The organism is Rhodobacter capsulatus (genome assembly GCF_052363175.1).
Taxonomy (GTDB): Bacteria; Pseudomonadota; Alphaproteobacteria; order Rhodobacterales; family Rhodobacteraceae; genus Rhodobacter; species Rhodobacter capsulatus_D.
This window is the reverse complement of the sequence record NZ_CP198946.1, coordinates 2,669,385-2,692,380: the sequence shown is the minus strand read 5'-3', so window position 1 is coordinate 2,692,380 and position 22,996 is coordinate 2,669,385. Positions and strand designations below refer to the sequence as shown.

Genomic DNA, 22,996 nt, shown 5'->3' with positions numbered 1-22,996 from the left:
CGCATTGATGCAATTCGTCTCTAGCAGGTTCAAGCCGCTTTCGGTAGCGCGTGGGCCAGTTTCTCCATGTCGTCGAAGGGCTGCAAGATCCACTGCATCGGGTTCGGGCCTCCGCCGCGCAAAGGTAACACGACCTTCCATAGCGCCCGGGTCCCGCCGCGTCACGATCCCTTGGAAAAAGACCGAATCCGATCTCCGGCGGCATGGCGGCGAACCCGTTTGGCGTGAGCAGAAAGCTGAGCGGCCTTGCTGCAAGTCTCGCGAATAAGGGGCCTGCATTATCGGGTTTAGCAGAGCCGCAAGGCCGGACACTTTGCGGCCTTCAAGCCAGCGTCGTCGCGCTTGAGGATTTGATTGGCCTCGGTCCGATGGCCAGAACGGACAGCGCAGCCATGATGCACAACACCCCGGCCGTGAAGAGCGCTGGCATGTATGTGTCGAGCCCTGTCCGGACCGCACCCGCAAAGTAAGCCGCCAGCGCCGCCCCGATCTGGTGGCCCATGAACACCCAGCCAAACACCATCGGCGCGCGTTCGGCCCCGAACTTCTCGGCCGCCAGTTTCACTGTCGGCGGCACTGTGGCCACCCAATCCAGCCCATAGAAGATCGCAAACACCGACAGTTCATAGATCGAGAAGGTGCTGAACGGCAGATACATCAACGAGAGGCCGCGCAGGGCATAGAAGACGAACAACAAGTGGCGATTGTCGAAGCGGTCCGACAACCAGCCCGACCCGATGGTGCCCACCAGGTCGAACACGCCGATCAGCGCGAGAATGCTGGCAGCCGTTACCGCCGCGATGCCAAAGTCGCCACAGATCGAGACCCAGTGCATCTGGATCAACCCGTTGGTGCTGAAGCCGCAGATGAAGAACGTTCCGAACAGGATCCAGAACACCGGTTCGGTCGCAGCGGCCCGCAAGGTCTGCAGCGGTTGCACGAGCAACTTGCCGACATTGGCGGCGCGCGGCGGTGTGGGAGCGATTTGATCTTCACCAAAGCGGGGCAGGCCAACGTCCGCCGGACGGTCGCGCATAAGCATCAGGATCAACAGCAAAGTGAACACCAGCACGCAGATCAGCAGGATCAGGGCGGATCGCCAACCGAAGGTCTCGGCCAGGCGTGCCAGCAGCGGCAGGAAGAGCAAGGATCCCGTTGCGTTGGCAGCCGTCATGAAGCCCACGACGAGTCCGCGCCGCGCCGCGAACCAGCGGGTGGCGACCGTGGCCCCCAGCACCAGCGCGGTCATCCCTGTGCCCATGCCGATGATGACGCCCCACAGCGCGACAAGATGCCAGAGTTCCGTCATGAAATACGAGGCGACAATGCCGACAAGGATCATCACCAGGGCGCAAAGCGTCACTTTGCGCACGCCCCAATAATTCATGAATGCCGCGGCGAAGGGGGCGAAGACACCGTAGAAGACCAGGCGAATGGCGATGGCGCTGGAAATCTGTTCCGTCGTCCAGCCGAATTCCTGTTCCAGCGGTCCCATGAGGACGCCTGCAGACCCCATGACGCCCGCCGTTGCGAGCATCGTCAGGAAGGTGACGGCCGCCATCAGCCAGCCGTAATGGATGTTTCGAGAGGCCAGGTTTTGGGCGAGGCGGTCGGAAAGCATGGGGCGGCCTTTCGTGGGGCGGAAATCAGTGCTTGGCAACAGGCCGCAACCGGTCGCGGCCCTGTTTCAGGATTAGGCCGAGCGCGCCTGGACGATCAGATTGCCGACCGCGCGCTGGACCGTCTCGCCGTTTTGGTTGATCGTCAGATTGCGCACCTTGATCACGCCTTGCATCGGGCGGCTTTGGGATCGGCGCAGCGCCAGAATCTCGGACGTCACATGCAACTCGTCGCCCGGGCGCACCGGAACGGGCCAGGCCAGTTCGTCGAAGCCCGCGCCGATGAACCCACCTGCAGGCACGAACTCTCCGTCGACCAGAAGGCGCATGGTCAGTGCGGCGGTGTGCCATCCGCTGGCCGCGAGACCGCCGAACAGGGTCTGCCCTGCCAAGGCGGGGTCGAGGTGGAAGGGCTGCGGATCGAAGTCTTGGGCAAAGCGGACGATGTCTTCTGCGCTGACCCGGACAGTGCCGGAGCCGAAGCGCTGGCCAACCGACAGGTCCTCAAGATAGGCATTTCTCATGGCGCACACTCCCCTTGCTCGCTCAGGCGCTCCGAAATCGCCCGGGCGCGCTCCAGCATCCCCAGAAACTTTGGCCAGTCCTCACCGAACGCCTCCACGAAGGCCTCCTGCGTGAGCGCCCATGCGGCCTTCGCCCGCAGGCGCAGGGCATCGCCCGTGTCGGTCAGGGACAGGATCTGCTCTCGCCCCCGCCCGGCCTCGGTGCGGATCAGACCGCGCCGTTCCAGCACGGCCAGCGCGCGGTAAAGGGCCGTGCGCTCGATCGAAAGCTTGTCCGACAGCGCCATGGTCGGGATGCTGCCCGCTCGCGCGATATTGGCAAGGATCGCGTATTGCATGGTGTTGAGGTCGAACGGCGCAAACGCGCGGTCATAAAGCCGCCCCGTCGCGCGGGCGGCGATCTTCAGATTGGTGCCCGCGCACAGGATGCGATGGCGGTCGCTGTCGGTTGGCATGCGGCGTCCTGTCGGCGAAAGAAGGAATCAGGCTTTAGATGTATATGCATCATTGCGAACGTGATGCATATACATCTTTTGCCAGACATCCGGTCGCGCGCGTCAGGGCTTCAAAGACGCCGATATCCAGGTCTTGGTCTGGGCCAGAATGTCGTCCGACAGCGCCGGATCCTCGACCGCACGCGCCAGGATCATCGCGCCCACCGCCGCAGACCAGCACCCGATGGCGGCGCCTCGGGCCTCCGGCACGCCCTCGCTTTGCAGGGTCGCCGTCAGCCGGTCAATCTGCGCCGCAAGCCCTGCGGCCATCGCGGCCCGCGCCTCGGGCGTCTGACGGCGCGCATCCGAAGCGAAGGCCGCCGTCGGGCACCCCGTCGCCGGTGCATCGCGGTGGGCGGGCGACAGATAGGCCGACAGGAAGGCGTCAAGATCGCCCGTGCTCCGGTCATCGGCAAGCGCATGGGCCAGCGTCTGTGCAATCAGGTCATCCTTTGACGCGAAATGCCCGTAAAAGCCGCCATGCGTCAGACCGGCGGCCTTCATCACCTCGGCCACCGAGACCGCCTCGAACCCCTTGTCGCGAAACAGCCGCGCCGCTTCGGACAGGATACGACCGCGGTTTTCGGCCATTTGCTCACGCGAAACCTTCATTTCTGCACCTCATGCCCGGGGGCTTGACTCAATCATGATGGCCATCATATATCCACAGCAATGATGACGGCCATCATGATAATAGCGACATCTGGCAGGAGAACAAGCAGATGACCCCGAAAACCCTGATCACCGGCGCCTCATCGGGCATCGGCGCCACCTATGCAGATCGGCTTGCCCGGCGCGGGCACGATCTGGTGCTGGTGGCGCGCGATGCCGCCCGGATGGAGACGCTGGCCGCCCGGCTGCGGTCCGAAACAGGCGTGGCGATCGAGATCCTGCCCGCCGATCTGACGCGGGAGACCGATGTGGCCAAGGTCGCTGCCCGGCTGCGCGACGACGCCGACATCAGCATCCTTGTGAACAACGCCGGGGCGGCGCTGAAGGGGGCCTATGCCGAACAGGACAGTGCCGACGTGGCCCGGCTGATCGCCCTGAACACCACCAGCCTTGCCCTGCTGGCCCATGCCGCCGCGGCCCGATTTGCCCGCGAAGGAGCTGGCGCGATCATCAACATCGCTTCGGTCGTGGGGCTGGTGCCCGAGTTCGGCCAGACCGCCTATGGCGCCACAAAGGCCTTTGCGATCTTCCTGTCGCAGGGTCTGGCCTTCGAGCTTGGTCCCAAAGGGGTTTATGTGCAGGCGGTTCTGCCCGCCGCGACCCGGACCGAGATCTGGGAACGCGCGGGCGCAGAAGCTGCCGAGCTGCCGCCGATGATGGAGGTGGGCGATCTGGTCGATGCGGCCCTCGCTGGGTTTGACGCGCGCGAGGCGATCACCATCCCCGCTCTGCGCGACGCGGGTCTGTGGGACGCCTATCAGGCCGCCCGCCGCGCCATGCTGCCCGAGTTTGGCAATACCCGACCCGCTGCGCGCTATCGCGCCTGACCCCATCGCGCCCGAGGACATCGCGATGAAAGCCTTCCTTCTTGACGCCTATGGCAAGGGCACAAAGCTACGCTTTGCAGACCTGCCCGACCCGCAGCCCGGCCCGCGCGACGTGCTGGTGCGGATCCATGCGGCAGGGCTGAACCTGCTCGACAGCAAGATCCGCAACGGCGCCTTCAGACCGCTGCTGCCTTACAAGCCGCCCCTGATCCTCGGTCACGATCTGGCCGGTGTGGTCGAGGCCGTCGGCAGCGCGGTCACCCGCTTTGCCCCCGGCGATGCTGTCTTCGCCCGGCCCCGCGACGGCCGCATCGGCACCTTGGCAGAGCGCATCGCGGTGGACGAGGCCGATCTTGCCCTCAAACCCGTCGGCCTGACCATGGCCGAGGCCGCCGGGATGCCGCTTGTCGCGCTGACCGCATGGCAGGCGCTGGTCGAACTGGCCGCCGTGCAGCCGGGCGCGAAGGTGCTCATCCATGCCGGTTCGGGCGGATTTGGCAGCGTGGCAATCCAGCTGGCCAAGCATCTGGGTGCAACTGTGGCCACAACGGCAAGCGGCGCCAGTACCGACATGGTGCGCGCGCTTGGGGCCGACGTGGTCATCGACTACCGTAGCCAGAGGTTCGAGACGATCCTTTCCGACTACGACCTTGTCATCTGCGGTCAGGATGCCGATACGCTGGCCAGATCGTTGACGGTGCTGAAGCCCGGCGGCAGGCTGATCTCGATCTCTGGCCCGCCGACGGTCGAATTTGCCAGGGCGCAGGGGCTGAACTGGGTCCTGCAGCAGGTGATGCGGGTCTTGAGCCTCGGCATCCGCCGGAGGGCGCGGGCAAAAGGTATCCGCTATGATTTCATGTTCATGCGCGCCGATGGCGGGCAGTTGGCACAACTCGGCGCGTTGATCGAGGCGGGTGCCATCCGCCCGGTGATGGACCGCATCTTTCCGTTCGACCAGACGAACGAGGCTTTCGCCTATCTCGAGACCGGGCGGGCGAAGGGTAAGGTCGTTGTCGACCTTCAACCCGGGCGGTAAACCGGAACGGCAAGAATCGCCTGCAATAAGCACCGTTCGGCCCTGTCGGCGTCAGGGTTTCTCAGGTCGCGTCTGGCACCCCGAGAGGGGTTTTGCCAGCGCGACGGGGCACCGGAGAAACCTTTCAATCAGTATGGGTGTGACTTTCCCGGGGCTGTTCGGGTCCCTGCCGTGCTGCGAGGCGGCCACCAGCGGATCCTGCTGAAATCATGCCTTTCCCCAGGTGCCCTGCATCGCTGCGGCCGTAAGGGCGCCGTAGACCAAAGCCGAAAGGGCCACGATCGCGAACAGGGCATGAAGCGGCGCGCCGAACAGGATGACCGCCGACCAGCCCACCAAGGCGGCAATGATCATGCGCGCCGTGCCCGCCAGAACGGGAAACAGGACATGGTTCGCCCCCTGGCTCGCAAAGTAGAGAACGAGACCCAGCCCGGCCGCCCCATAGGTCGGCGCAACGATGTGAAGATAAAGCGCCCCCAACCGGATCACCTCGGGATCCTTGCTGAACAGACCGATCCAGAGCTGCGGAAAGAGCGCCGCAGCGAGGCCGATGATCTCGCTCAGAGCAAGGGCGAGAAACGCGCCCGCCCAGGCGACACGGCGCGCCCGCGCGGCGTTTCCGGCGCCGATGTTGATCCCGACCATCGTCACGACTGCGGTTCCAAGGCCGAACAGGAGCGGGATCTGGAGGGTATCAAGCCGGGAGGCGATGCCGTAGCCTGCGATGGCATCGGTGCCAAAATGGCCCACCGCGACGGTAATCAGGAGGATCGTGAGATTGGCCTGCACCGTGCCCACCGCGGACAGCAGCCCGACGCCGAGAATGTCCTTGAAATGATCGGCCTGCAGCGGGGCGGCGCGGAGCGTGAGGGGGCTGCGCGGGGATCGCAGATAGCCGATGAACGCAAGCATCGCGATGGCATAATAGACGAGCACGGCAGCCCCGCCGCCCGCGGCGCCGAGCCGCGGCAAGGGCCCCCATCCGAAGATCAGCGCGGGTGACAGCGGCAGCAGAATGGCGGTTGCGCCGAGCACGACAAGGGCCGGCACCGTCGTGTTCCCCGCGCCGCGCAAGGCCGAGGCCAGCAGCGCCGTGATCCAGATCGGGATCGCCCCCGCGAACACGACGCCCGAATAGGCTATGGCGGCTGTCAGCGCCTCCCCCGTGCCGCCCATCGCGCGATAAAGGGCCGGGCCCCAAAGCAGGGCGATGACCATGAAGACGGCTCCCAACCCGCAGGCCAGCACCAGCGCATGCCAGAGCAGGGCATCGGCCTCGCGCCTGCGGCCAGCCCCCACGGCCCGGGCGATGGCCGCGCTGACCCCGCCGCCGATCCCGCCGTTCGCCATCATCTGCATCAGCATCAGCACCGGAAACACCAGGGTCACCCCGGCAAGCGCCTCCGTTCCGAGAAAACTGACGAAATAGGTCTCGGCCACCCCCACGAAGGTCTGGACGAGCAGCACCAGAACGGTCGGCACCGCGAGACGCAGCAGGGTCGGAAGGATCGGCCCTGACAGCAGGACGGACAGCTTGCGCTCCGATGCAGGGCCGCGAGAAAGCGGCGCGCGGGTTGGGGAGGTCATGGGACCATCCTTCTCGAAAGGGCATCTTGGATGCAGGCGCGGTGCTCAGACCGGCAGGCGGAACATCTTGCGCAGGTTCGCGTCGAAGGCCGCGACGGGGGCAAAGCGGCGCAGCAGATCGACCCGGCGAGCCGTGCCCCCGGCGGGATACCGCAGCCGGGGCTTTGCGGCGGTGGCCACCCGGACGATGCAGTCCGCAACGATCTCCGGCGCATCGCCGGTTTGCAACCCTTGGGCGGTGGCCGCTTCAACCTCGGAGCGCGCGGGCGCGTATTGCGCGATCGGCCGGTCCGACCGGATCAGATTCTCTTCGAAAGCGGTCCGGGTGAAGCCCGGCTCAACCAGACTGACCCGGATCCCCAGGGTGCGGAGTTCATGATCCAGCGATTGGGAATAGCCCTCCACGGCATGTTTGCTGGCCGCATAAAGCGTGGAAAACGGCGCCGGAACAAACCCCATGACCGAGCTCAGGTTGATGATCCTGCCCTGTCGCTGCTGGCGCATGGTGGGCAAGACCGCATTGGTCATGCGGATCACGCCAAAGAGGTTCACCTCGAACAGCGCTTTTGCCTGCTCCAGCGACGTCTCCTCTGCGGCGCCGAAAAGGCCGACCCCCGCATTGTTGACAAGAAGGTCGATGCGACCGGCCTCGGCGAGAAGGCCGCTGACCAGATCCGCCACCGAGGCGTCGTCGGTGACGTCGCAGCTGCGCATCGTGACCCCCGGAAGCGCGGGCGCGTCCGGGCGGCGGCTGGTCCCGAAGACGCGAAACCCCTGTTTGGCGAGGGCCAGGGCCGCAGCCCTGCCGATGCCGGAGGAGGCGCCGGTGATCAGGGCAACCCTGGGGGATGTGTCGGACATGTCGTTTCTCCTTCGTGCAGGCGCGGTGTGGGTCCGGCCGCACCGCAGTCTGCGGCGGCACGGGGCAAAAGGGGCATTTGCGGCGCGGCCCAGGCGCTCAGGCGCTTCGGCGCAGGATCAGGCAGGTCGATGTGCCATGGGCATGCAGCCTGCCGCTGTCGTCTTCGATCCGGCCCTCCAGCGTGATCACCGTCCGGCCGCGCGACAGCACATGGCCATGGATGTGCATCCGGCCGGATTGCACCGTGATCGGACGGACGAACTTGGCCGAGCTCTCGTGCGAGGGGCAGATTTCTCCGGGCGGCAAGGTGGTTTGCGCCGCCAGCGCCATGGCGGTGTCGAGCAGGGTCATGATCCAGCCGCCATGAAGGGTTTGCGCGGGGTTCAGGAACCGCGCCTCTGGCAGGGCGATCAACTCCACCCGGCCCATGTCCGGCGGCAAGAGGGTGAAGGGGAAGGATCTGCGCCATCGGCGGGGGTGGCAACCGCCCCGCCGCCAGCGCCGAAACGATCTCGAAACCGGAGAGATCCGCGATCCGGGGGCCTGCGTCCCCGGCTTCTGTCCGTGCCTCCGCGGTCATTGCACGGGGCCCCCCGTCGGTCTGATCGGCTGCGGACAGGCTCCGCACGCCGTCGGCCGCCGCCGTCAGGATCTGGCGCGACAGCTCCCGGTCGTTGACCGCACGCGACAACAGCATCGCCCCCACCATCATCGAAAGCGCCGCCATCGCCTCGGTGTCGCGCGGCGCCGCGCGCACCCCCGATAGCAGGTCGCCAACTGCTGCAAGGCTCGCCCGGATGCCCGCTTCGAACTCGGCCTTGACGGTTTCCCCCTGCCGCGCCGCATCCGCCGCAAGCGCCACGATCGGGCAACCGTCCATCGTCTGCGCGCAATGTTCCATGCTGAGATAGTGCGACAGCACCGCCCCGAGCGGGTCATCGGGATACGCCCCGATCGCCCCCCGCCACCGCTGCGCGGCGCTCTCGAAAGCACGACGAGAGGCCTGCGCCTCAAGATCCTCCTTGGAGTCGAACTGCTTGTAGAACGCCCCCTGGGTCAGCCCCGCGCCCTTCATCAGGTCTTTCAGGCCAATCCCGTCAAACCCGTGTTCGCGAAACAGGCGGCTGGCCGCCGTGATCACGGACTGGCGGTTCTGTTCGGCTTGCACACGGCTCACACGCATTGAGGGCCTCCATTTGGATTGCAGATGAAATCTAAATACGCTAGATAGCGTTCGAGTGCAATCCAAATTGGAGGGGTCAGGCATGAAAATCAGACGCGCCGTGCTGGTGGCGGGGGGGCTTGTCACCGCCTCGGGCGTGGCGGCCCTGGCGACCTTCCTGCCCGCACCTCAGGGTGCCGAGGCGCCAGCCGACCCGAGGCAGAGCCCGCCGCGCGTCCTGATTGCGCAGGCCGCGCCAGTGCAGGGGCGCGAGCGGCGCTTTACCGGCGTCATCGGGGCGCGGGTGCAAAGCGATCTGGGGTTTCGCGTTGCGGGCAAGATCACCGAACGGCTGGTCGATATCGGCCAGCAGGTCCGCGCCGACCAACCTCTGATGCGGATCGACGACACCGACCTGCGCCTTGCACTTGCGGCACGGCAGAATGCCGTCAAGGCCGCACGGGCCGCCGTCGCGCAGCTTGCGCCCGATGAAAAGCGTTACGCCGAATTGCTCGCGGCGGGCTGGGTCACCCGGCAGCGCTACGAACAGGCCCGGTCCGCCCGTGATGCCGCCTTGGCCAATCTTGCCGCCGCCGAAGCGGACGCGCGCTTTGCCGGAAACGAAACCGCCTATTCCGTCCTGACCGCCGATGCAGAAGGCACGGTGATCGAGACGCTGGGTGAGCCCGGGCAGGTCGTTTCGGCCGGTCAGCCGGTTGTTCGCATCGCCCGCTCCGGCCCGCGGGAGGCGGTGGTCGCGCTGCCCGAGACGGTACGGCCCCGGATCGGTCAACGGGCAGAGGTCTCGGTCTTCGGGGACGGGGATCGCCGCCAGACGGCGCATCTGCGGCAACTCTCCGACGCAGCTGACCCACAGACCCGCACCTACGAGGCGCGCTTCGTGATGGACGGTCCGGCGGCCTCTGCGCCCCTTGGCGCGACGGTCACCGTCCGGATCCCCCTTGATCCCGGCACATCCGAGGTTGCCGTGCCGCTTGGGGCGGTGCTGGATGACGGAACGCAAACCGGGGTCTGGGGTCTGGATCGCGCCAGCTCGACCGTGCATCTGCGGCCCGTCACGCTGGTCGGTCTGGACGGCGAAACCGCAGTCGTGTCGGGTCTCGCCCCCGGGGAGCCGGTGGTGGCGCTTGGCGCCCATCTGCTGCGGGACGGCGCGGCCGTCGTCCCCGCCTTCGGCAAGGGCGTCACGCCATGAGCCTCAATCTCTCCGCCCTTGCGGTGCGCGAACGCGCCGTCACCCTGTTCTTCATCTGCCTGATCGTGGCCGCCGGGGTCTTTGCCTTTCTCAATCTCGGGCGGGCCGAAGATCCGAGCTTCACCATCAAGACCCTGACGCTCACGGTGGTCTGGCCGGGCGCGACGGCGCGCGAGATGCAGGATCTTGTCGCCGAACCGCTCGAAAAACGGCTGCAGGAGCTGACTTGGTACGACCGGGTCGATACCACCTCGCGCCCGGGTCTGGCGCTGATGACGCTGGCGCTGAAGGACGACACGCCGCCCTCGGAGGTGCAGGAGCAGTTCTATCAGGCGCGCAAGAAGCTGGGCGACGAGGCCCGCAGCCTGCCGCCGGGTGTACATGGCCCGTTCATCAACGACGAATATGCCGATGTCAGTTTCGCGCTTTATGCGCTCAAGGCCAAGGGATTGCCGATGCGGGATCTGGCCCGGCAGGCCGAGGTCATCCGACAGGATCTGCTGCATGTGCCCGGCGTGAAGAAGGTCAATATTCTGGGCGAGCGCCCGGAACAGATCTTTGTCGAGTTCTCGTTTGCGCGGCTGGCGACCCTTGGCATCTCGGTGCAGGACATCGTTTCGGCGCTGCAACGACAGAACAACGTCACCTCTGCCGGGTCGATCGAGACGCGTGGCCCGCAGGTCTTCATCCGGATGGACGGCGCCTATGACAGCTTGCAGACGATCGCCGATACGCCGATCGCCGCAGGCGGGCGGGTGCTGAAGCTGTCCGACATCGCCGAGCTGCGCCGCGGGTATGAGGATCCGCCCACCTATTTGATCCGGCATCAGGGCGCGCCTGTGCTGATGCTGGCGGCGGTGATGCAGGACGGCTGGAACGGTCTCACGCTCGGCGAGGCGCTGGAAGCCCGGACCGGGACCATCGCCGCGGCCCTGCCGCTTGGGATGTCGCTCGAGAAGGTCACCGATCAGGCGGTGAACATCCACACGGCCGTGGACGAGTTCATGCTGAAATTCGCCATGGCGCTGGGGGTCGTGCTGCTGGTGAGCCTTGTCAGCATGGGATGGCGCGTCGGCATCGTCGTGGCGGCGGCGGTCCCGTTGACGCTCGCCGCGGTGTTCTTCGTGATGCTGGAGACGGGGCGGTTCTTCGACCGGATCACGCTGGGCGCGCTGATCCTTGCGCTTGGGCTGCTTGTCGACGATGCGATCATCGCCATCGAGGTGATGGTGGTGAAGATGGAAGAGGGCATGGACCGGGTGAAGGCCGCGGCCTATGCGTGGAGCCACACCGCGGCGCCGATGCTCTCGGGCACGCTGGTGACGGTCGCGGGCTTCCTGCCGGTCGGCTTTGCGCCCTCGACGGCGGGGGAATATGCGGGCAACATCTTCTGGGTCGTGGGCTTTGCGCTGATCGTGTCCTGGGTGGTCGCGGTGGTCTTCACGCCCTATGTCGGGGTGAAGCTGCTGCCCGAGATCAGGCCGGTCGCGGGTGGTCATGCCGCGATCTACGACACCCCGAACTACCGGCGCCTGCGGCGGCTCATCGTTCTGGCCGTGCGCCACAAATTCCTGACCTGTGCGGTGATCGGGCTCGCATTTGCCGCTTCGGTTGTCGGCCTCGGCGGTGTCAAGCAGCAGTTCTTCCCGACATCCGACCGCCCAGAGGTCCTCGTCGAAGTCCGCATGCCCGAAGGGACCAGCATCGCGGCGACGACTGCGGCGGTTGAAAAGATCGAACACTGGCTGGATCGGCAGGCCGAAGCGCAGATCGTCACCAGCTATATCGGTCAGGGGGCGCCGCGGTTCTATCTGGCGCTGTCCCCGGAACTGCCCGATCCCGCCTTTGCCAAGATCGTGGTGCTGACACCCGATGCCGCCGCGCGCGACGCGCTCAAGCTGCGACTGCGCGCGGCCGTGGCAGAGGGGCTGGCGCCCGAGGCCCATGTCCGCGCCACCCAGTTCGTCTTCGGTCCGCCCTCGGTCTTTCCGGTCGAGTTCCGGATCATCGGGCCGGATCCGGCGCAGCTTTACGCGCTTTCCGGGCAGGCGCTCGACCTCATGCGGACGATCCCCGAGGTGCGGGACGCGAACCGCGACTGGGGCAACCGTGCGCCCGTGCTGCGCTTCGTGCCCGATCAGGACCGGCTGAGCCTTCTTGGACTGTCTCCGGCAGAGGTGAGCCAGCAACTCCAGTTCCTTCTCTCCGGCATTCCCGTGACCGAGGTCCGCGAAGACATCCGCAACGTCCCTGTCGTGGCCCGCAGCGCCGGGCCCGAGCGGCTGGATCCGGCGCGGCTGGGGGATTTCTCGCTGATCAGCCGCGAGGGTCGGCAGATCCCGCTCGACCAGATCGGGCATGCGGAGATCCGGCTGGAAGAACCGATCCTGAAGCGCCGGGACCGCATGTCGGTCATCACCGTGCGATCGGACATCGACGAGACCATGCAGCCGCCGGAGGTGTCGACGCAGGTCATGACGGCCCTTGCGCCGCTGATCGCCGCGCTTCCGGCCGGGTATCGCATCGAGATGGGCGGATCGATCGAGGAAGCTGGCAAGGCCAATGCCGCCTTGGCCAAGATCTTTCCGGCGATGATCGCGGCGACGCTCATCATCGTGATGGTGCAGGTGCGGTCCTTCTCGATGATGGCGATGGTGCTGCTGACCGCGCCGCTCGGCCTTGTCGGCGCCGTGCCCGCGCTGCTTGCCTTCAACCAGCCGTTCGGGTTCAACGCGATCCTTGGCCTGATCGGCTTGGCGGGCATCCTGATGCGCAACACGCTGATCCTGACCGAACAGATCAAGGAGAACCGGGCCGCAGGCCTTGACGCCTATCAGGCCGTCATCGAAGCCACGGTGCAGCGCACAAGGCCGGTGATCCTGACGGCCCTTGCCGCGGTGCTGGCCTTCATCCCGCTGACGCATTCGGTGTTCTGGGGCTCGATGGCCTATACCTTGATCGGCGGGACGGCGGCCGGAACCGTGCTGATCTTGCTGTTCCTGCCCGCGCTTTATGCCGCCTGGTTCCGCATCGGGCCTGTCCCGCAATCTGTCGGGGGGACGCCGATGCAAGATGAAGAACGGCAGGTCCATGATCCCCTCGCCGCAGAGTAACGCGGCACACCGGCTTGCGGTGCCCCGTCTCTCAGCGGCAGGATCTTCCATTCTTGACGGGGGCCCCGTCGCTCTTCATGGTCCGGCGCCATGGACAGCGACGATACCCTTTCGAAATGCCTCGTTCTGAACACCGTCTCGGCCGCCCGCGTGCTGTTGCGCCGGTATGACCAGCGGCTGAAGCCCCATGGCGTGACGGTGCAGCAATTCGCCCTGCTCGCCGCGATCAGGCATACCCCCTCCGAACCTGTGGCGGCCTTCGCGCAAAAGGTGGCGCTGGATCGCACCAGCCTGACCCGCAGTCTCGATCTGCTGGAGAAGAAGGGCCTTGTGGGCCGGGTGGCGGGCAGTGGCAATGCCCGACTTTGCGCCCTGACCGAGGCCGGAAGCGCGTTGCTTGAGGTGTTGCAGGGCGAATGGCTGGCGGCGCAGGAGGAGATGTTCACTCGGGTGACAAAGGCCGATGCAGATACCTATCTGCGCGTGGCCAAAGCGCTTTCCGAGGAGTGATGCCGACACAGACCTGTTGTGTCGACCAAATTATGTGTATATGCACTGTGCAGATGCACATAAAAGGGCGCTCGCCATGATGGATCCGATTGTTGTCACCGGTCTTGGGGCTGTCACGCCGCTTGCTTGCGGCGTTGAAGCCACTTGGCGGCGTCTGCTGGCAGGCGAAAGCGGGATCCGGCGCAATCGCCGCTTCGAGACCGAGGGTTGGAAATGCCGGATCGCCGGGCAGGTGCCGTCAAAGGCCGAACGGGAAGATGGCTTCGACCCGGAGGCGGCGATGTCACCGCAGGACCTGCGCAAGACCGATCTGTTCATCCATTACGCCATGGCCGCCGCCGATGAGGCGCTGCGTCAGGCGGGATGGGCCCCGCAGGATCAGACGGCCCGCTCGCGCACGGCGACGCTGATCGGCACCGGGGTCGGGGGCATTCCCGCGATTACCGGCGCCACCGAAACCATCCGGACCGCAGGGGTGCGCAGGCTTTCGCCTTTTGTCGTGCCGTCTTTCCTGCCCAACCTCGCGGCGGGACAGGTCGCCATCCGCTACGGCTTCCACGGGCCCTCGGGCGCGCCCGTCACGGCCTGTGCCGCCTCGGCTCAGGCGATCGGCGATGCCATGCGCCTGATCCGCAGCGGCGAAGCCGATATTGCGCTTTGCGGCGGCGCCGAGGCCTGCGTGGATCCGGTCGCAATCGGCGGGTTCACGGCCGCGCGGGCGCTGTCTTTCGGCTTCAATGACGATCCCGCACGGGCTTCGCGCCCCTTCGATACGGCGCATGACGGATTTGTTCTGTCCGAAGGGGCCGCGATGCTGGTGATCGAGCGGTTGAGCCATGCAACGGCCCGCGGCGCGACCCCGCTTGCCGTGCTCTCCGGCTATGGCACCAGCACCGACGCGCATCACGTCACCGCCGGCTGGGAGGACGGTCGTGAGGCCGCCCGCGCGATCGAGATGGCGCTGGCGATGGCCGGGCTGAAGCCGGAGCAGATCGGTTATGTGAATGCCCATGCCACCTCGACGCCGGTGGGAGACGCGGCGGAACTCGCGGCGCTGACGAAGGTCTTCGGCCAGAACGGCGGCGGTGTGCCGGTCAGCTCGACGAAATCGGCGACCGGGCACATGCTGGGGGCCGCCGGGGCGATCGAGGCGGTATTCTCCGTCCTGGCGCTGCGCGATCAATTGTTGCCGGCCGGGCTCAACATCGCGGATCCGATGCAGGCCGCCGCCGGTTTTGACCTGGTGCGCGGCAAGGCGCGAGCCTCCGAGGTGAGCCATGTTCTGTCGAATGCCTTCGGCTTTGGCGGGGTCAATGCAGCCTTGGTCTTCAGTCGGGTCGAGGTGTGACATCTTCTTTTCTGCGCGCGCTCGCCGAACGTCCGTCATTGACCGAACACGCATGCCGCGACATTGGCATCATCCTCTCACGCGCTGCAGCGTGGCGCGAACGGGCTGTCGCCCGCAGTTCGCTTCATAAATCGAAGTCGTTTTACTGTGACGTGCTCGGTTTCGACTGCGTCTATGAGCGCGCGGAGGAAGGATTTTGTTATCTTCGCCTTGGCGAGGCGGAGGTGATGATCGACCAGATCGGACAAGACCGCACCTTCGATGCGGGTCAGCGGGCCAAGGTCCAGCCGGATCAGGGCAGCAAAGCTTTCGAGATTTGTGCCATTCCGCATGGCGAGGCGCGACAGATACGAGACCGGCGCTTCGCCGGGTGCGGGGTCGAACCTGAGGGGGAGGCGGGGAAGGGCTGAAGGCAGGGTTCGGCGAGGAATTCTGGGTTCCTTGCTTTGCCTTGAAAACGTCGGGGCAGCGATCCTGAAAGTCAGGGGCCCGAAGGATCGGATCAGGCGAGGTACTTTGGCCAAAACCGCTTCAAAACCGGGGGATATGGCTCAAGAAACCCTCTCGACGCACTTGCGGAAGCTGCAAGTGTCAATTTTGCGGCGTTTCGTTGTCATTGCGGCAAGTCTCAATGGCACAGCTCAATATCAAACCCCGTGCCCCTCAGAACCACTGCCCCGGCTCCATCAGACCCAGATCGAGCAGCTGTCGGCTCGACCACGCGAAGGGCACCGAATTGTGCCACCGGAAGGTCGCAATGTCATAGGTCGAGCCCGGATTGCGCTTGAGCGCCTTGGCCACCCGGAACGAGGCGATGGCCGCCGTCAGATTGTGGTGCCAGGGACAAGCGTAGGTGTTCATCTCCTCGTCCGAAAGCGTGTGATTGGCCCGCAGCATCAGCCCCGGCGCGGTGCGAAAAAGCGCGATCCGGTCGATCTTGCGTCGCGCCGGGGGGATGTGTTCTTCAAAGCGCCAGCGCAACCCGCCAAAGAAATCCAGTTGCCGCTCGCGCGGGTGGTTGTGGTTCGCCGGATCGGGGCGGCCAAGCGCATAATAGCCCGCGCGGTCCAGCATCGCCTCGGCGAGGTTCACCCCGTCGGGGTTCTTGCCCAGATCAGCCGCATAAAGATCGATCACATAGCTCAGCATCCCGAAGCGGCGTTCCTCGCTGTGGAAGGCCAGCAGTTCGCGCACCGAGCGGGTCTCGCAAAAGGGGTAGAAGAGATATTCGGCGTTGAAGCCGTAATACATCCAGGTGCCGGGCGGCGCAGCGGCAATCAGCGGGTTCACTGCATCAAGGAAAGCCTCGGGGCCATTGGCAATCCAGGGAATGCGGTGGATCAGCGGGGCAAGATCGGCGGGCGGCTCGAGCGTCGGGGGGGCGCAGACCAGAACGGTGCGAAAGCCAAGCTTCAGATGATGGCGGATCGTGCTGTCGACCTCGACCAGATCCTCGACCAGGATCACCGCCACCGGCGCCTTGGCCAGCACCTCTTTTGCCACGCTCAGGAACTCGGTCTGCGACGCGTAATCCATGCCTGCTGCCCCTTTTTGCGCAACGTCGCGGAACGGTCGGGCAAATGCAAGCGGGGCCTTTCTGTCACGCTTTGAAGGGAAGCTCCATCGTACCACCCCAGCCTTTGTAGAGGCGTCGGTCCCGGATCTTGCCCCGGTATCCGATGATGCCGAAGATAAGCACCTCGACCAGCCATTGGGCCAGAAGCCAGGCTTCGTGCATCTGAAGGCCCTGCGGCTGGTAGGCGGCGTCCTGATGCACGAGCTTGTTGCGGATGAACGAGATCAGGTCAAAGGCATCCATGTTGTTGCGTGATTTTGACAGCGCCCTCAGTTCGGGGCTTTGTTCGAGCAGATCACAGTCGATGCGCAGGAAGGTTGCCGCCGCGCGCATCTTGTCGCTGAACTTGATCCCTTTTTCGGCCATCAGACTTTTCGACCATCCGGCGCGATGTTCCAGAATGTAGTTCACCAACGCCTCAAGCGCGGTGTGGGCCGCGATGATCGCCATTTCGATCGAGGCCGATCGCAGAACATTCGACGCACGATAATACTCTATCCCTTGAAGCAGTGCGCGTCGGGTGAGGTTGTCAGCATGAGCACTGCAGAAGGCCAGGAAAATCGTTGGCAAGTCCTGCTGCAGGCCCCGATCAAGCCAGTTCGGTTCGATCTTGCCAGAGTCGTTCGGCGTGAAGCCAAGCAGGCTGAAGGCAACGGCGCCGTTGGCGTCATGCGCGATCAGATTGCCAACCCCGCAATGGCTCCCTTTTACGAAGGTCAGGAAACCGTGAAGGCACCCCATGTCTGAAACCACATCATCTGAGCCTGTCCCAAGCGTTGAAGAAATCAGGCAGGGGTTTCCCATAACCCCGGATGGGACGATTTCGAAGATTACACCTTCGGGCTGGACAAGGCGGATAGTGCGGGAGAGGAACTCGGGTGGTGACAGCAGGACGGCGGAAAAGCTGCTGCAGATTGCCGCCTGTCCAAGGTGGATCGGTATTCGCCTTGCCCGGGCTTCCACTGTGCTTGGTTCGCCATGGAAAGGGAAGGTGCAGCGCTTCAAAAACAGCGTGGTGATGTATCCGCCGCACTCGAAACTGAAGTCGGTGTTGCCGTCGACATTGAACGCCTCCCTCCACTCGACGAACTCCCCCAGATGAAAGACCGGGGTCCAGTCCGCGTCATAGCTGACCGGAATACGGGCCGCCCCCACGTCGCGATCACGAATGCGCAGCTTGTCCACCGCAATCTCGAAACGGGGCGGCGTGTCGGCTTTCAAAAACTCTTCCGGGGTCAGCATCAGAGATCCACGCAAGGGGGGACTGCACTGGCCCTCATCCTGTCGCGCGAAATCCCGCCCCGCAAGCCCGCAAAACTTGCGGCATCGGCCCGTTTGCGGTATCGGGCGCCAACCCCGGGAGGCCCCCATGTCCGACGCGCCGAAAAAGCTGCATATCAAGACCTATGGCTGTCAGATGAACGTCTATGACAGCGAGCGCATGGCCGAGGCGATGGGCGTGCAGGGCTATACCCTGACCGATGATCCGGCCGAGGCGGACATGGTGCTGCTCAACACTTGCCACATCCGCGAAAAGGCCGCCGAAAAGGTCTATTCCGATCTGGGTCGTCTGCGCCCCTTTAAGGAGGCGAAGCCGGGTCTGACCATCGGTGTCGCGGGCTGCGTCGCGCAGGCCGAGGGCGAGGAAATCATGCGGCGGATGCCGCTCGTCGATCTGGTCGTGGGCTCGCAGAATTACCACCGTCTGCCCGAGATGGTGGCGGCGGTAGCGCGCGGCGAGCGTCCGGTCGACACCGAATTCCCGGCCGAGGACAAGTTCGACAAGCTGCCCGAGCGCCCGGTGCAGGCGCGCCCGACCGCCTTTCTGACCGTGCAGGAGGGCTGCGACAAGTTCTGTGCCTTCTGCGTCGTCCCCTATACGCGCGGCGCCGAAAACTCGCGCCCCGTGGCCCGCATCCTGACCGAGGCGGAAAAGCTGGTTGCGAAAGGCGTGAAGGAAATCACCCTGCTCGGGCAGAATGTGAACGGTTACCACGGCGAAGGGCAGGGCGGGGTCTGGGGTCTTGGCCGTCTGGTGCGCGAACTCGCCCGGATCGAGGGGCTCGAGCGCATCCGCTACACCACGAGCCACCCGAACGACATGGCCGACGACCTGATCGCCGCGCATGGCGAAGAGCCGAAGCTGATGCCCTACCTGCATCTGCCGGTGCAATCGGGCGCCGATCCGGTGCTCAAGGCGATGAACCGCAAGCATACTGCCAAGGATTATCTGCGGCTGATCGAGCGCATCCGCGCCGCGCGGCCCGACATCCTGATTTCTTCGGATTTCATCGTCGGTTTCCCCGGCGAGACCGATGCCGATCATCAAGCGAGCCTTGATCTGATCCGCGCCGTGGGCTTTGGCGCCGCGTTCTCGTTCAAATATTCCCCGCGTCCGGGCACGCCTGCGGCGGGTCGCGAAGGCGTCGCGTCCGAAGTGGCCGATGCCCGGCTGCAGGAATTACAGGCGCTGATCACCGCCCAGCAGAAGGCCACCCAGCTCTCGATGGTCGGCCGCACCGTTGGCGTTCTGTTCGAGAAACCCGGCCGCCTGCCCGGGCAATGGGTCGGCAAATCCGATTACCTGCATGCCGTGCATGTGAAAGGCGAGGGGATCGGACCGGGCACGCTCGCGCAGGTGAGAATCACCGCCTCGGCGCCGAACTCGCTGGCGGGCGAATTGCTCTGACCCGTTGGGTCAGGGCGAAAACCTCTTCGGGCAGTCCCGAACTTCGGGAAATTATGGCAATGCCCCGGCCATTCGCGCGATTTATCGCCCTGTTTGTTCTTGGTTCCGCCACAATAACGGGGTGAAAACCCTTTCCTTGTCTCAAGGGTTTGTTACTCTGTGCCAAATTCATTAACGCGCCGGTTCGCCGGTGTGGTTCCATTCGAGGAGGCTTGTGTGGGGATGACAAGATTGACCCGAGGATTGAAACCGGTGGCGGCTGGTCTTGGGGCGGTGACCCTCGCTCTTGCGGCGTCGATGGGGCCCGTTGCGGCGCAACAAAGGTCCGAAACCTATATCCCGGCGATCTGGATCGACCCCGATGGCTGTGAACACTGGGCGATGGATGACGGCACCGAAGGCTATATGGACGCGCGCAAGACCCGCGACGGCCGCCCGGTCTGTCACCGCAACGTCTGTGGCGTGCTGCAGACCGACACGCTTTTTGCCACCGACAGCGCGAAACTGACTGCCTCGGGGCGCAGCTACCTGCGGCAGTTCTTCTCCACCGCGCAGGCGCGCAGCTTCATCATCACCGGTCATACCGACAGCCGCGCCTCGGACGAATACAACATGCGCCTGTCGAAAGGTCGCGCCGAGGCTGTTGCCGGTGTGGCGCAGTCGATCGGGGCGCCGGTGCTGGCGGTGAACTGGTATGGCGAGCGTTGGCCCAAAGCCACCAATGCCACGGCCGCGGGCATGGCGCAGAACCGCCGCGTCGAAGTGATCTGTGTGAAGTGAGGGGCCAGAGAATGAACGGAACGAAACTTCTGCTTCTGGGAGTGGCTGCTCTGGCGCTGGCCGGATGCGAAGAGGCTGGCGGATATGCCAGCCCGATCACCGGCAGCTATGGTCCCGACAAGTCGATCGACCGCGGCATCAACGCCCACCATCTGAGCACGCTCAAGGCCGGGATCTGGGTTGATCCCGAGGGCTGCGATCACTGGATCATCGATGACGGCGTCGAAGGCTACATGTCCGAGCGCGTCGATGATTACGGCAAGCCGATCTGTTCGGGCGCGGCGCCGCCGAACACGGCCGTCGGCCCGTTCAAGGAAGGCTCGCCGGTTCCCGACTACCTCTGATCGGGAAGGCAGCACCTGCTTAATTTTTAAGCAAAGCAGCCGCGCGGTGCACTGCGCGGCTGCTTTCATGTCACTCAGATGAATTTTTTATCGCCGCCGTCGTTTGATGCAAACCAGCGCTTGCGTCGCCCGGGGGTGGGGTGCACCATATCTTTGACCCACGCCAGCCAAGGGAGACGTTATTGGGCTTCAGCGCGATCACACCCCCGCCTCGCACTCAGGACGCTTACGAGACGCTTCTCGAATATCCTGACAACCGGTTGCTGATCGATCTTTGCGGAGAATTCGACCGTAACCTCGCCCAGATCGAGCACAAGCTGTCGGTCCATATCATCCGCCGCGGCAATCAGCTGGCGGTGGTGGGCACGGCCGAGGCGCAGGGGCAGGCGGCCTCGGTGTTGAATGCGCTTTACGCGCGGCTTGAGGCGGGCAAGGCGATCGATGCGGGCGAGATCGACGCGGCCATCCGGATGTCGGATCTGGGCCATGACGGGGTCTCGGTCGATGAGCAACTCGAAATGTTTGCGGCGGGCAAATACGAAATCCGCACCCGCAAGAAACAGGTTGAGCCGCGGACGGATGCGCAAAAGGCCTATGTGCGCGCGCTGTTTGAAAACGAGATGGCCTTCGGCATCGGTCCGGCGGGCACCGGGAAAACCTATCTGGCCGTCGCTGTCGGCGTGACGATGTTGATCGGTGGGCTGGTCGACAAGATCATCCTGTCGCGTCCCGCGGTCGAGGCGGGCGAGCGTCTGGGCTTTCTGCCGGGCGACATGAAGGACAAGGTCGATCCCTACATGCAGCCGCTTTACGACGCGCTGAATGACTTCCTGCCCGCCAAGCAGATGGCGAAGCTGATGGAGGAAAAGCGCATCGAAATCGCGCCCCTCGCCTTCATGCGCGGGCGGACGCTCTCGAATGCCTTTGTCGTGCTCGATGAAGCGCAGAACGCCACGACGATGCAGATGAAGATGTTCCTGACCCGTCTGGGGCAGGGGAGCCGGATGGTGATCACCGGGGACCGCACGCAGATCGACCTGCCGCGCGGCACCGCCTCGGGTCTGGCCGATGCCGAGCGCATCCTTGCCGGGGTGAAGGGGATTTCCTTCAACTACTTCACCGCCGAGGATGTGGTGCGTCACCCGCTTGTGGCGCGGATCATTGGGGCTTATGAACGGGCGGATGAAGGAACCGCTGGTTGACTGTCTGATCGAGGAACCGGCCTGGCAGGGGATCGACCTTGCCGGGCTTTCGGAACGCGCGGCGCAGGCCGTGCTCGCCGATCAGGAGATGGAGGCGAAAGACTGGGAAATCAGTCTGATGGGCTGCGATGATGCCCGCATCGCCGAACTGAACGCCGATTTCCGCGGCAAGCCCACGCCGACGAATGTGCTCTCTTGGCCCGCGCAGGATCTGGCGGCCGAGGACGATGGCGACGAGCCGTATTTCCCCGAGCCCTTCGTGCCGGGCGAGCGCGATTCCCTCGGCGACATCGCGATTTCCTTCCAGACCTGTGCGCGCGAAGCGGAAGCTTCGGGCAAGTCTGTTCACGATCATGTCACACATCTGGTGATACATGGCGTTTTGCATCTTCTGGGCTATGACCATGTGCGCGACGCAGACGCGCAGTTGATGGAAAGCATTGAAGTGCGTATCTTGGCCGCTCTGGGGATCGCAAATCCCTACGAGGTCTAGCCCCGCAGGGGCGCAACTGGAAAGGACAGATGGGACAAGTCGCAGACGGAAGCAATTCCGCCGCCGCCGCGCCCGCTTCGGACCCCGAAGTCGGCGAGAGTAGCAACGAACCTCAGCCTAGAGGCTTTTTCGGGCGCATTTTTGGCGCGCTCGGGGCTTCTCCGGGCGAGGCCGATCCCGCCGAGGCACAATCTGCCGGCGCTGCCGCAGCCCCCGCGGGCCTGCCGGGGCTGGGCAACCTGCGCAAGATGCGGGTGGGCGATGTCGCCGTGCCGAAGGCCGAGATCGTCGCCGTTCCGGTCACCACCACCCGCGACGAGCTGGTCGAGGTCTTCCGCACCCAGGGCTATTCCCGCCTGCCGGTGTTCAAGGATACGCTCGACAGTCCGATGGGGCTGGTCCTGCTCAAGGATCTGGCGCTGGCGCATGGGTTCGGCTCTGCCGCGGGCCGGTTCTCGCTGCGCAAGCTGTTGCGCCCGCTGCTTTATGTGCCGCCCTCGATGCCGATTGGCGTGCTGTTGCAAAAGATGCAGGTGCAGCGCATCCACATGGCGCTGGTCATTGACGAATATGGCGGGGTCGATGGCCTTGTGACGCTCGAAGACCTGATCGAGCAGGTGATCGGCGAGATCGAGGACGAGCATGACGAGGAAGAAGACGGCCTCTGGAAGCTCGAAAAGCCCGGCCAATGGCTGGTGCAGGCCCGCGCGCCGCTGACCGAATTCGAGGCGGAGATCGGCGTCAAGCTGGCTGATGCCGAAGAGGGCGCCGAGATTGACACTTTGGGCGGGCTTGTCTTCATGCAGATCGACCGCGTGCCCACCCGGGGCGAGGTGATCGTGGCGGAAAACGGCGTCGAATTCGAGGTCGTCGATGCCGATCCGCGCCGGGTCAAGCGGCTGCGGGTGCGGCTGCCGGGCGTCGCCGCCGAATAAACAGAAC

The 22,996-nt window shown here is 65.0% G+C and carries 22 protein-coding genes and 1 pseudogene; 13 read left to right on the top strand and 10 right to left on the bottom strand.

The features are described 5' to 3' along the window. Positions 1-322: 322 nt before the first annotated feature. The 4 genes from ACTTAI_RS14165 to ACTTAI_RS14150 form a co-directional block, all read right to left on the bottom strand. Positions 323-1,621 carry an MFS transporter gene (locus tag ACTTAI_RS14165; protein ID WP_444452178.1) on the bottom strand — a complete coding sequence of 433 codons (1,299 nt, stop codon included), beginning with the start codon at positions 1,619-1,621 and terminating at the stop codon, positions 323-325. A 72-nt stretch (positions 1,622-1,693) separates the two neighbouring features. Continuing rightward, a complete protein-coding gene (locus tag ACTTAI_RS14160) occupies positions 1,694-2,143 on the bottom strand; it encodes a MaoC family dehydratase (RefSeq protein ID WP_444452177.1) in 450 nt (149 codons plus the stop codon). After that, positions 2,140-2,598, bottom strand: a complete 459-nt coding sequence (locus ACTTAI_RS14155; RefSeq protein ID WP_444452176.1) for a MarR family winged helix-turn-helix transcriptional regulator — start codon at positions 2,596-2,598, stop codon at positions 2,140-2,142. The genes ACTTAI_RS14160 and ACTTAI_RS14155 overlap by 4 nt, the downstream gene beginning before the upstream one ends. Positions 2,599-2,700: 102 nt before the next feature. Then, the gene (locus tag ACTTAI_RS14150) at positions 2,701-3,249 is read right to left on the bottom strand and encodes a TetR/AcrR family transcriptional regulator (protein ID WP_444452175.1); all 549 of its coding nucleotides are present in this window, start codon (positions 3,247-3,249) and stop codon (positions 2,701-2,703) included. Between the two features lie 110 nt (positions 3,250-3,359). Here ACTTAI_RS14150 and ACTTAI_RS14145 point away from each other — a divergent pair, with 110 nt between their 5' ends. After that, complete coding sequence (locus ACTTAI_RS14145) at positions 3,360-4,136, top strand: SDR family NAD(P)-dependent oxidoreductase (RefSeq protein ID WP_444452174.1); 777 nt, start codon at positions 3,360-3,362, stop codon at positions 4,134-4,136. Between the two features lie 25 nt (positions 4,137-4,161). Continuing rightward, positions 4,162-5,172 (top strand): NADP-dependent oxidoreductase, encoded by a 1,011-nt coding sequence (locus ACTTAI_RS14140; RefSeq protein WP_444452173.1) that lies wholly within the window; start codon positions 4,162-4,164, stop codon positions 5,170-5,172. Positions 5,173-5,379: 207 nt separating this feature from the next. Here ACTTAI_RS14140 and ACTTAI_RS14135 read toward each other — a convergent pair whose 3' ends face one another. The 4 genes and pseudogenes from ACTTAI_RS14135 to ACTTAI_RS14120 form a co-directional block, all read right to left on the bottom strand. Next, positions 5,380-6,759: an MATE family efflux transporter gene (locus tag ACTTAI_RS14135; protein ID WP_444452172.1), complete on the bottom strand. Its 1,380-nt coding sequence runs from the start codon at positions 6,757-6,759 to the stop codon at positions 5,380-5,382. Between the two features lie 45 nt (positions 6,760-6,804). Next, a complete protein-coding gene (locus ACTTAI_RS14130) occupies positions 6,805-7,620 on the bottom strand; it encodes an oxidoreductase (RefSeq protein ID WP_444452171.1) in 816 nt (271 codons plus the stop codon). Between the two features lie 97 nt (positions 7,621-7,717). Continuing rightward, on the bottom strand, positions 7,718-8,050 hold the full coding sequence (locus ACTTAI_RS14125; RefSeq protein WP_444452170.1) for a PaaI family thioesterase: 333 nt from the start codon (positions 8,048-8,050) through the stop codon (positions 7,718-7,720). A 595-nt stretch (positions 8,051-8,645) separates the two neighbouring features. Further along, positions 8,646-8,804: pseudogene (locus tag ACTTAI_RS14120) on the bottom strand (TetR/AcrR family transcriptional regulator); the annotation flags it as partial. Positions 8,805-8,886: 82 nt separating this feature from the next. On the opposite strand from ACTTAI_RS14120, the gene ACTTAI_RS14115 reads away from it, so the two are divergent. The 5 genes from ACTTAI_RS14115 to ACTTAI_RS14095 all read left to right on the top strand — a co-directional run bounded on the left by ACTTAI_RS14115 (position 8,887) and on the right by ACTTAI_RS14095 (position 15,380). Next, on the top strand, positions 8,887-9,999 hold the full coding sequence (locus ACTTAI_RS14115; protein WP_444452169.1) for an efflux RND transporter periplasmic adaptor subunit: 1,113 nt from the start codon (positions 8,887-8,889) through the stop codon (positions 9,997-9,999). Continuing rightward, on the top strand, positions 9,996-13,112 hold the full coding sequence (locus ACTTAI_RS14110; RefSeq protein WP_444452168.1) for an efflux RND transporter permease subunit: 3,117 nt from the start codon (positions 9,996-9,998) through the stop codon (positions 13,110-13,112). Before ACTTAI_RS14115 ends, ACTTAI_RS14110 begins: the two co-directional genes overlap by 4 nt. 90 nt (positions 13,113-13,202) lie before the next feature. Then, complete coding sequence (locus ACTTAI_RS14105; protein ID WP_444452167.1) at positions 13,203-13,622, top strand: MarR family winged helix-turn-helix transcriptional regulator; 420 nt, start codon at positions 13,203-13,205, stop codon at positions 13,620-13,622. 76 nt (positions 13,623-13,698) lie between these two features. After that, complete coding sequence (fabF, locus tag ACTTAI_RS14100; protein ID WP_444452165.1) at positions 13,699-14,970, top strand: beta-ketoacyl-ACP synthase II; 1,272 nt, start codon at positions 13,699-13,701, stop codon at positions 14,968-14,970. Continuing rightward, entirely contained in the window at positions 14,967-15,380 is a 414-nt protein-coding gene (locus ACTTAI_RS14095) for a hypothetical protein (RefSeq protein WP_444452164.1), read from the top strand. Before fabF ends, ACTTAI_RS14095 begins: the two co-directional genes overlap by 4 nt. Before the next feature lie 253 nt (positions 15,381-15,633). Here ACTTAI_RS14095 and ACTTAI_RS14090 read toward each other — a convergent pair whose 3' ends face one another. Both ACTTAI_RS14090 and ACTTAI_RS14085 read right to left on the bottom strand, forming a co-directional pair. Further along, entirely contained in the window at positions 15,634-16,506 is an 873-nt protein-coding gene (locus tag ACTTAI_RS14090) for a hypothetical protein (protein WP_444452163.1), read from the bottom strand. A gap of 64 nt (positions 16,507-16,570) precedes the next feature. Continuing rightward, positions 16,571-17,788 carry a hypothetical protein gene (locus ACTTAI_RS14085; protein ID WP_444452162.1) on the bottom strand — a complete coding sequence of 406 codons (1,218 nt, stop codon included), beginning with the start codon at positions 17,786-17,788 and terminating at the stop codon, positions 16,571-16,573. A gap of 127 nt (positions 17,789-17,915) precedes the next feature. On the opposite strand from ACTTAI_RS14085, the gene miaB reads away from it, so the two are divergent. The 6 genes from miaB (at position 17,916) to ACTTAI_RS14055 (ending at position 22,989) form a co-directional block, all read left to right on the top strand. Continuing rightward, entirely contained in the window at positions 17,916-19,235 is a 1,320-nt protein-coding gene (gene miaB / locus ACTTAI_RS14080; RefSeq protein WP_444452161.1) for a tRNA (N6-isopentenyl adenosine(37)-C2)-methylthiotransferase MiaB, read from the top strand. A 222-nt stretch (positions 19,236-19,457) separates the two neighbouring features. Then, on the top strand, positions 19,458-20,015 hold the full coding sequence (locus ACTTAI_RS14075) for an OmpA family protein (RefSeq protein ID WP_444452160.1): 558 nt from the start codon (positions 19,458-19,460) through the stop codon (positions 20,013-20,015). A gap of 11 nt (positions 20,016-20,026) precedes the next feature. Then, positions 20,027-20,359: a hypothetical protein gene (locus ACTTAI_RS14070; RefSeq protein ID WP_444452159.1), complete on the top strand. Its 333-nt coding sequence runs from the start codon at positions 20,027-20,029 to the stop codon at positions 20,357-20,359. Between the two features lie 182 nt (positions 20,360-20,541). Next, positions 20,542-21,561, top strand: coding sequence for a PhoH family protein (locus tag ACTTAI_RS14065; protein ID WP_444452158.1), 1,020 nt, complete (start codon positions 20,542-20,544; stop codon positions 21,559-21,561). Next, a complete protein-coding gene (gene ybeY, locus ACTTAI_RS14060) occupies positions 21,542-22,054 on the top strand; it encodes an rRNA maturation RNase YbeY (RefSeq protein ID WP_444452157.1) in 513 nt (170 codons plus the stop codon). The genes ACTTAI_RS14065 and ybeY overlap by 20 nt, the downstream gene beginning before the upstream one ends. A gap of 29 nt (positions 22,055-22,083) precedes the next feature. Further along, the gene (locus tag ACTTAI_RS14055; protein WP_444452156.1) at positions 22,084-22,989 is read left to right on the top strand and encodes a transporter associated domain-containing protein; all 906 of its coding nucleotides are present in this window, start codon (positions 22,084-22,086) and stop codon (positions 22,987-22,989) included. Positions 22,990-22,996: the final 7 nt, after the last annotated feature.